The organism is Nostoc sp. DedQUE12b (assembly GCF_034530835.1).
Classification (GTDB): domain Bacteria; phylum Cyanobacteriota; class Cyanobacteriia; order Cyanobacteriales; family Nostocaceae; genus Nostoc.
Map to the genome: position 1 here is coordinate 23,233 of NZ_JAVRCI010000075.1, position 10,464 is coordinate 33,696.

General features: G+C 42.8%; 3 protein-coding genes. All 3 read right to left on the bottom strand.

Annotation, left to right across the window (positions count from 1 at the left end; genetic code table 11):
- Complete coding sequence (locus RMY16_RS26560) at positions 1-4,749, bottom strand: PfaB family protein (RefSeq protein WP_322738867.1); 4,749 nt, start codon at positions 4,747-4,749, stop codon at positions 1-3.
- 299 nt (positions 4,750-5,048) lie between these two features.
- Positions 5,049-6,776 (bottom strand): SDR family NAD(P)-dependent oxidoreductase, encoded by a 1,728-nt coding sequence (locus RMY16_RS26565; protein ID WP_322738868.1) that lies wholly within the window; start codon positions 6,774-6,776, stop codon positions 5,049-5,051.
- Between the two features lie 320 nt (positions 6,777-7,096).
- Positions 7,097-10,464, bottom strand: a 3,368-nt coding sequence (locus RMY16_RS26570; RefSeq protein ID WP_322738869.1) for an acyltransferase domain-containing protein, incomplete at its 5' end; no start/stop codon positions are given.

Sequence of the window (10,464 nt, forward strand, 5' to 3'; positions counted from 1 at the left end):
TCAAGATTCTTCGTTAAGCAAGTTTTGGGCGCAAGCTAGTTGCAATTGAATTATTTCGCTCATTTGTTGACTGTAATCTTGTCTAGCTTGTAAGAAGGCAGTGTGTGCTTTAGTTATCTTTGAATTATTAGCATTGAGCTTTTGATACTGGGTCTTATTTAAATCGAACATGCTGATGATGCTACTAATTTTTCGAGTTATGACTGGCGCGGAGGAAAGAGAAATTGGCTGTCTAATTGCGCTTGACTCAGAAGATTGTAATTGTTCTTTCGGTTCAAAAAGGTTATCAATGATATTTTTCGGTTTTACTTCTTCTGACAGAGGCAAGATGTTAGAGGAATAACTTTCTTCTTGGGTTATGTGGTTGGAAGTGTTAAGAGAATCTGTGATTTCAGATTGTTGGAGATTAGGTATCTGTGGATGCTGTATTTTGAAGCGTTCGCTCCTAAGATGCCCAGCAAAATCTTCAACAAGTTTGCGATTTTCTTCGCTCAAAATTGTAGCAGCGATCGCTTTCCCACCCAAGGTAACTGTTCTCAATGTTGCTTTACTTGAATTAGCGGTTTCTTGAGCTTTGCTATACAAGGGTGATAAATCCACATTCACTTGATGACTGAGTAGTTTTGCTAATGCTTTGACCATCGAAGCATGGTCATCCATTCCCCTACGATTTAGAGAAACTGTGATATGTTCTTTGTTACCGAGAATTTTATCAATCCATCGTGAACAAACACTACCAGCACCTGCTTCTAAAAATATTTTGACCCCATCATCGTAAACACGATTAACTAATTGCGGAAAATCAAGTTCTTGGCACAATCCTTTGGCAATATTGTGAGCAATGGCATCACTTTCAAGTGCAATCGGTTGATAATCGGCGGCAGAATAAAAGACAATCCCAGGAAGATTTTGTGATGGTAAGCTGTTTACCTTCTTGATTTCCTCGAACTGCGATCGCATCGCTTCACAATGTATCACATGGTCGAAGGGAGCAGGGAAAGAATTGCAACCTAAAGTTGTAAGAACTCGCTTACAGGCTGCATCGTCACCAGCAATTAATACTTCTTCTGGTGTGTTGATTTGAGTTAAGTAGACGCGATTCTCTTGTTTCAGGCATTCTCTAACTTGAGATGGAGTGGCCATGAGAACATAGGTATTCCAAAAATTGTTGTTTGGTGAATCTGTTAATCCCCAATATTCACGCACCGCATTTTTCGGCCCAGATAACTTATCGCCAAATAGAGGTGATGAGTTTAAAGTGTTACTTCCACCCTCAAAATCACTCCAAACTCCTTGGGCAACCATCATGCTAGTTTCACCCAAGCTATACCCAAAAACGCATTGCGGCTTGACTTGGAAATCATCTCGGAAAATTGCTGTCATGTATCTAGCAAAGGCAATTTCACTTTCAAACATTGCCAGTGAATCATCTAACAATTGTTTTTCGAGAGTTTCTAGTTGCCTGGTTGTCAATTTAGGTAAGCTTCTGGGATAAACTAGCTTTTCAACATCGGCAGCCCGATTGTAGAGATTGTTACTTTTTAAATCCTCGAAGACTTTAGGAAATAAGCGAAAAACAGTCCGACCAATGCCAATATAAGAATTGACTGCTGCGGGGTAAACATAAGCAACTGCTCCGGTTTTACCCAATGGTTTCGCTGTGAAATAACTTCCGATTGGTGTTTGCCAATCTGTGCCGTTCTCAAAGGCATTATTTACACCTTTGCGGGCAGATTCAATTTCTTTGAGTAGTTCTTTTGTGTTACGTCCTGCGATTGATAAGACGTATTTTGCATCAGATTGCTGCTCAAAGGTAGCGAATGTTTGGCTGGCGGTAGCTGATAAAGAAGAACTAGCTTCGATGGATTTTTGAAGATGGTTTAGGATATCGGGTATAGTGGAGCGATCGCTAACTGCGATAGGAAACAGATGAAAAGGCATTTGTTGCAAATATCTGTTGTCGCGTTCCTCTTGGCTGGGTTCCTCCGATAAGATTAAATGGGCGTAACTCCCATCTATACCCATGCTATTAATTGCTGCTATTCTGCGTGTGCCGCCTTTATCAACAAACCAAGGTCTTGATTCCATCGCCACATAGAAAGGGCTACCTTCCCATACTTGCGGTGTTTTGACACCAGACCATTTGGGTGTGGCGGGAATATACCTGTAATAAAGACAGAGAGCAGTTTTGATTAAGCTAGCAATTCCCGATGCTGTATAGGTGTGGCCGATATTAGCTTTGACGCTGCCCAATGCACAGTGCAGACCATTGCCCAGTTTCGGATAAGCTTGGAGTAAACCTGTGATTTCGGCTTCATCCTCCTGGGGAACGCCACTACCGAAGACTTCCACATAGTTAACCTCTGTGGGTTGAATCTCTGCCATCTCGAAAGCTTGTTTGCAGACATTGCTGATAGCTGAGGCATCAGGTTTTACCAAAGCGTCACTCAAAGTAGAATTACCTTGTGCGAAACTCATGCCATCAATTACTGCATAGATGCGTTCATTGTCTTCCTTAGCAGCTTCGTAGCGCTTGAGGACGACAGCACCGGCACCCTCGCCAACTGTCCAGCCATTAGCTTGTTGGTCGTAACCCAACGTATTTACACCTGTATTAATTGGTGCGAATTGGCTACGGAACAAGACATTTTCCACACCACCTGCTAAATCCACTGCACCCACAACCACCGCGTCTACTTCTCCCGTAGCGAGTAGCATTTGGGCAACTTCCAACGCTTTGAGGGCAGAATTTTCGCCAGCGCTGACGGTGAATGCAGGGCCAGTGAAATTCCACAAAGCAGAAATCCGACTCGCCATGATGTTGGCGATGTGACTTACATATTCGCCGATTTCTACTGGTTGGTGAATGCTATCTTTGACAATGGTTTCCAGTTGGGAAAGCTGTTGGGCAGGTAGAGAAATTCCTTGGTTGAGTAAGCTATCCTTAACTTGCCAAGATAGATTCCATCTTTGCTGTAGCTGATGCACAGAGAATTCTGTCTCGGCGGCAACAATCACAGCCACATTGCCACCCTCCTGTAGTTTCGCATCTTTTACGGCGCGATCGCTAACTTTCAGAAGCAACAATTGTTGTGGATTTAATTTCTCAATTTCATTCGGTGGGATTTTGCACGATAAAGTATCGATTTCAAAATCCTTAATATATGCTCCTACTGGTGCTTTCCCGTCTGCTAAACCGTACTCTTTCAGAACACTTTTTTGATTTTCTATACCGTGCCATCTTTGAGGCGGTAGAGAAGTAAAATGTTGTGTTCCATCGTAAATGCTGCGTTCAAAAGCGTCTAAACCATTGCAGTTACCAAAAAAGGCATCCATACCTACAATGGCGACTTTGGTAGGTGGAACAGGTGGAGTTGATTCAACTGATTCTGCTGTATTTCCTTGTTCTAAAATCAGATGAGAATTAGTACCGCCAAAACCAAAAGCGCTAATAGCTGCCCGTTTAATTGATGCGTTATTATTAGGCCATGCCGTAGCTGTTCTAACAATTTTGTCGGCGGAAATTGTACCATTTTCTGATGTTAAAGGTTCCGAAACATTCATGGTTGCTGGAATTACACCATGAGACATACTCAAAATCACTTTAGTCAAGCCAACCATGCCGGCAGCAGTTAACAAGTGACCAGTATTTGCCTTAGCAGAACCTACTAGAGGTGCAGCTTGATGTTGACCAAAGAATGTTTCTATGGAGTTGAATTCGGTTGTATCTCCTAGTAATGTGCCGGTGGCGTGACACTCTAGATAATCGATGGTTTTGGGACTAACTTTTGCCTCGTTATAGGCTCGTTCAAAAGCTAGAACTTGTCCTTTAGGATTAGGACTCAGTAAATGTTTACCTTTGCCATCATTCGATAGTCCATTACCGCAAATGGTAGCAAGAATATTGTCACCATCTCTAACAGCATCAGAATATCTTTTCAGCATTACCATCCCAACACCATCGGCAGGAATTAGCCCTCTAGAGGATTTATCTAAGGGGCGGCTAATGCCGTTTTCTGCATACCCTTGAACGCCGGAAAATAACATCCGCACAAATAGCGAATCTGCACAACTGATGGCTCCAGCTAACATGACATCAGCTTTGTGTGACCATAAATAATGAGACGCTAGTTTAATCGCATAAAATGAGGAAGAACATGCAGCATCCAGACATAAATTAATCTGAGATAGAGATAAAGCTTGAGCTACGATAGATGCTGGTAAACCAGATATCATCGCATTGTATAAAGAAGCTTTAGTTGCACTTGGTACAGCTAAATCAAAATCTTCATACTGTAAAAGTTCTTTGACGGCAGGGTTAATAGCTTGCTGGTAAATTGGAGAGAATAATTGATTAGATAATTTTGTTGGGAATGACAAATTACCTAAAATTACGCCGCATTTTGCAAGGACAGTTTGATTACCCCAATAGCCACTTTGTACGATTGCTTGTTTGGCGGCATACAATGACCATTTGAAGGTATTATCTAAACCAGCAACAAATTCTGATGGTAGATTGTATTCGGAAGGATTAAACTGGAAGTTGCGAATGTACCCGCCTTTGAGAGAATAAGTTTTGTCTGGTGTACCTTTGACTGGATTATGAAAGATTGTCGGATATACTCCGATTTCTTCGACGGTTGCAGAGGATGTTGAATCTTTTTGATTAACGATGTTTTGCCAGTATTCTTCAGGATTTTTGGCATCGGGGAATAGGCATGATAATGCGATAATTGCTATTTTTTCCACGATTTATATGCTCCGAGTTTGGGTATTTAGCAAGAGATAATTAAAAGGCAGGATTTACGCTGTTCCCCAAACTTTGAACGAGGCAATTTATAGCAATCCTAAGATTAAGCTAGCTTTGATAGTTCGTAGTAAAAACATTAGAGTTGAATTATTAGCAAATTCTCTGCGACCCTTTGCGTTTCCCTTTGCGAACCTACCCTACGGGAAGGCGAAGCGCCTATGCGTTTAAATTTAAATCCTCAATTCGCCAAAATTTCACGGACTAAAGTCCTTACTACAAACTTTAATTTCACAGATTATTAGCTTCTGAGCATTTTCATTGACCAAATAATGGCATGAGCGCCGAGCATTCGTGAATAGATTTTACCTTGGCGGTCGTGTATGATGAAGTTTGCGATCGCACTACTTGGTGTCTTAGATAGTACTTCACAAGAAACGTAGAATGTTTCGTTATGTGGTATCATCGCAAACTGTTCAAACTTTTCTACTTTTCCAGGTAAACAACCTTCTTCATGAAAGTGTTGTGTCCAAACCCATAAGGCATGCATACTCAAGTCTGTTGTATAAGGATTTACCCATTGGACAGGGAATTGTCCTTGTTCCTGTGCGCTGAGTTCTGGCCACAGACATTCTGTAGTGATTTTTTCAGGACTAATGTTTAAGACTCTTTTGATTTCTTGAAAAGCCGGACCGTGAAATAATGTGGCTCCACCATTTTGGTAAAAATCTTTTCCTGTAGCGGTGATGATATTATCTTCTTCGAGATTGAGAGATTCATAAGTGGGTACATCTGGGATTTCTCGCTGGAGATTGAGTTGAGCGCTAAAATGAAAATGGATTCTGCCTTGTGGATTCTTACTCGAAATTTTGGCTTTAAGTTCGATTCTTTCAAGATTAACTTTAGAAATTTCTTCTATTTCTAAAATATGTTCTTTCGCTAATGTTTCATTGAAAGTAATCCCCTTTAAAACTTTAAAATCTTGGTAATTAAACAACCGATAACCAGGATATAATTGTTCAGAAGCATTGATAATCCAAGTCATTGCACAAGTTGCTGGTAAAACTGGAGAACCAGCAATCGTATGATCGTGCAAAAATGGATTAGCCTCCAACGTCATTTGGCGACGAATACGATGGGTTCGTAGTTCTGAATCTAGCTCTGTAGCCATTGGAACTAGTGGACTACCAATAACAACTTGTGAGGTTGCATGATTAGTATTATCCATTTCCTTAACTAGCATTTGTGCCCCGACTGCAATGGGAATTATTTCAATTTTTCGCTCTTGAAAAATCTTCTTTAATTCTGCTGTCACCATTCCACTGTCCCAAGCGCCCCAGTTGATAGCGACGACATGACACGAGGGATAACTTTGCTTAAATATATGGGCTGATTTGTTCAGAATTTCATTTGCGATCGCATAATCAGATTGTCCAGGATTTCCGTAAAATCCTGTTACTGAAGAAAACAAAACTAAATGCTGAAGTTGATTAGGGTTGACGCAAGCCAGGAGGTTTTCTAAGCCTTGAACTTTGGCAGTGTAAACTTTTTCAAAATCCTCTTCTGTTTTCTTTTCAATTAACTTATCAGCTAAATTTCCAGCGCCGTGGATGATTCCGGTAATTGGGCCGAGATTTTGCACAGCAGTAGCAAGTTTTTCTTGTAAAGCTGGCGTATCTGTAACATCGACGCTGATATATTCTGCTTTAGCTCCGGTTTTTTCAATTGCTGCTAGAGTCTTTTTAATTTCGCGGCTGGAGGTAATTTTGTTATATATTTTTTGCACATTCATGGGTGTGGGCTTCTCTCCTTGAGAAAGAAGATTTTCCATGATGCTTTTTTTCAATGCGGATTCATCAGAATTTTGAGCATAATCTGGCTCTGTTTCTAATAGTTCGGAGCGACCGAGGAGGATGAATTTGCAGGGTTGCTGTTGGGCTAATCTGATAGTACACTCAGCCGTAATCCCTTTTGCACCGCCGCTCACGACAAAGACAGATGATGGACTAAGCTGGGCTGTTTGTGTCATAAATCCTCGTGAATACCTGCATAAATTGGGTTTTGATGTGCAACTGATTCTTGAAACCCCCTCTCCAAACCTCTCCCCCACAGGGCTACGGTGTAGAAGTCTGAAATAGCTCATTAACCAGGGTTTTACCCCACCCTAACCCTCCCCTTGTAAAGGGGAGGGAACTAGATTTCCTGTTTCCCCCCTTTATAAGGGGGGATTAAGGGGGGTAATTCGACTTGTGTGTACACCGAGGCTTTGATTCTTACTCCCCTTTTCTTGTAGGGAAGGGGTTGGGGGTTAGGTTCGAGAGAAAGTTGCACACAACATTAATCAACTTTTTAATCGGCAATAATGGTGACTCGTCCTTGTGAGCCGTAGCCAACTTCACTTATATAAAGGTTGGGATCGTGAAGTTCGGCAATGATGTTTTGTACTGACTGTTTAGCATCAAGTCTGGGACTTAAATCGATCGCACGAGTAAATACCTTTGGCCATTCCCATCTGAGAGTTTTGGTTAATCCGAACAAACCAGCGCCGATCGCACCGAAGTTAACTTTGTACTCTAAACCGAAGGCTCCATCAAGGTGAGCAACTGTGCAGAAACAACTACGTCCATGCTTTGCGGCTTCGTTTAGAGAGGGTTTCAGGTGTTTCGCCATCAAAAATACGTGCTTGACGATCGCCTTTTCTGATTCGTTATAAGAAATAGTTCCAGTGTGATTTCCTACAAACATCGGATGTAGATGGATGAAGGCCCCAATCGCTCCGCAGTGAGATGCGATCGCTTGCAATTGTTGTTGAAGATGTTCTTCACTCAAGTTTGCTAAGGTGACGCGGGTTACTCCTGTGGGTAAGGGTGCTTGTTGGGCGATAAGCGATTGGGGGAAGCTGATAACTACTACTTTCCAGCCTTTCTCGATTAGGGATTCAGCTAATTTATAAGTGGTGAGGGAACCATCATCGGTGATTAAACCGATGTGTCCCTCTGGTAACGTGAAATCCAAATAATCAGGTTGTGCTAGGCTTCTGAGTTTGACCGGATGGCGTTGGATAGTATGCTCTAATTCCGGTGGCTGTTGTTGGACAAACTCAGGCTCAGACTTTTTTTTTTCACCTCCAGCCAACTGCTGTAGGTAATCGACTATTTGACCGATGGTGCGGAGGTCGCCGAGTTCTTCGATATTCGGTTTGGGTAAGTTGGGGTACATTTCTTGCATCGCCCCTAAGATTTCTACCCGTTTGATGGAATCAATTCCTAAATCAGCTTCCATGTCCATTTCCAGTTCCAGCATCTCGACTGGATAGCCGGTCTTATCGCTGGTGATGGCTAACAGGGTTTCACCTAAGTTTGCAAATTCATCACTTGTAGAAGGAGCAACTTCTGGTTCTGGAGTGAATGCGACAACTACGCTTGGTTCAGGTGCAACGACTACCTCAACTACTGGTGCAGCCTCTACTGCAATCTCAGTTGCTTGTTGTACGTGAATTGCAATTTCTACAGAAACACTTCTGGAAGCGTGAGATTGCAGATACTCTACAACTTGACCGATGGTGCGTTTTTCTGACAGTTCTTCTAAATTGGGCTTGGGTAGGTTGGGGTACATTTCTTGTAGCGCCCCTAAGATTTCCACCCGTTTGATGGAGTCAATTCCTAAATCCGCCTCCATGTCCATGTCCATTTCCAGCATTTCGACTGGATAACCGGTTTTGTCGCTGGTAATGGCTAATAGATTTTTATCCAAGTCAACAATATCGATGGTTGCGCCAGATACAGGTGCAGCAGTTGTGGGTGCTGGTGGGGTGAATGCAACAACTTCGCTGACTGGAGGTGAGCTAATTTTGACTACAACCTCAGGTTGGGGTTCTACTACTGGGACAGGTGGCGCGACTACAGGCTCTACTGTCTCGACAGTGGCGAAGTGCGGAGTTGGTAGAGACGTGATCGCTCGCGTCTGTATTGGGGCAGGAGTTTCAACTACAGGCTCTACCACCTGGGGAGCGGGCGGGAGAGGTGCTTGGGTAACATTTAAGCCATTTTTAGCTACAGGCTCAGTTACAGGCAAAGGCTGGCTTTCTACTATTTTGGTAGTAGGTGGTACTGGTGCATCAGTAACAGTTGTTTCTGTGGTGAAATGATGGTGTACCTCATTTAGTTTCTCTGCTAGTTCGGTTACTCCATCACCAGAAATAATTTGAGAATACTCTTGCTGTATGAGTTGGAAAAAGCTCTTAGTATATTCCAACTGCTCTTGGAGATATTGCTCATGGATGCGTAGAGTTTCACCTTGTTGAGAATGAAACTGCATCATACTACGCTCTAAGCTTTCCATGACAACAAGCTTCATTTTTGCAGTTTCGGCTGTTGATTTACTTTCGCTCAACAAGGAATTCTGCTGCTGCATCAGTTGGAAAAACGCTTTAGCGTATTCCATTTGATGGTTGAGATAAGTACCGTGAACTTGTAAATTCTCGGCTTGATTTTCCTGGAACTGTGTCAGGAGGTATTCTAAACTTGCTAAAAGTTGTTCGTAATTTGTCAGCTTTTCTGGTGTTGGTTGCATCTTAGATTCCTGGGCTGGTTGTGACAGGGTAACAGGATTCATCTGTTGCTCTGGCTGGGTGATGATATTAGAACTCACACCGTTCATTTCTGGGGTGGATTTTTTATGCCCGTTAGTCTCTATCACTGCTAGAGGTGGAGTCACACCTGGGCTGCTAAACAAAGGAGCCGCATCAGAATATTCGGGAGTGGGTAATGTGACTTTATGCCCATCCTGCAAAGCTTGAGCGAAGGCATTTTTCGTTTTTTCGGATCTGTAGTTTATCCCGTTTAAACGGACATTTAATGTCTTCTTCGTCTCAATTGGGGGTATAGTTTGGGGAAGTTGGTAAGGATCGAGGTTATTCAAAGCCATACCTATCACCCGCAACTGTACAACCGCTTCTCGCAAGGAGCGATCGCTATTCTTTTGAGTGCTGGGGTTCAAAGATACGGTGATGTGAGGGCGATCGCCAAGGATATCTTTCACCAAGTTGGTGAGAATTCTCCTTGGCCCAAATTCCACAAAGCAAGTACCACCCGCCGCATAAATATTTTCAATTTCCTGTTTAAACAGCACCGAGTTGGAAAGATGGCTTTCGAGGATTTTTTGAATACCTTGGGCTTCCTTGGGATACTGCTTACTGGTGACGTTGCTGTAAACAGGGATTTTTGGACTTTGGAATTTGACAGACTTGGTGGCGATCGCAAAGGATTTTTGAGCAAAGGCGATTAGCGGTGTATGGAATGCTGCTGATACAGGTAGCAATACAGCAGTATATCCTTTCTCATGTAAAGCCTCTTTGATTCTCGCTATTTCTGCGGTAGGCCCAGCCAAGACAAATTGAGTCGGAGAATTTTGATTAGCGATCGCAACTTGCGGAAAATGTTTCAGCACTGCTTCCACTTTGCTGATGTCTTCTTTGACAGCCAACATACTACCCGCATCATGATCTGGATCTTCGGGTGCAGCCATTGCTTGACCCCTAGCTTTCACCAGGAACAAGTAATCTTCTGTACTCAAAACCCCCGCAGCCCATAGTGCGGTTAATTCACCAAAGCTATGTCCCGCCACAAAATCTGACTTAAATCCAGCTTGTTGCAGTATGCTGTACATCCCTGCACTCAACACCCCGATGGCTGGTTGAGCGTATTCTGTGCGTTGTA

Bases quoted from the DNA above. Each gene is read 5' to 3' on its own strand.
- RMY16_RS26565 (WP_322738868.1), bottom strand. From the start codon at position 6,776: ATGACACAAACAGCCCAGCTTAGTCCATCATCTGTCTTTGTCGTGAGC.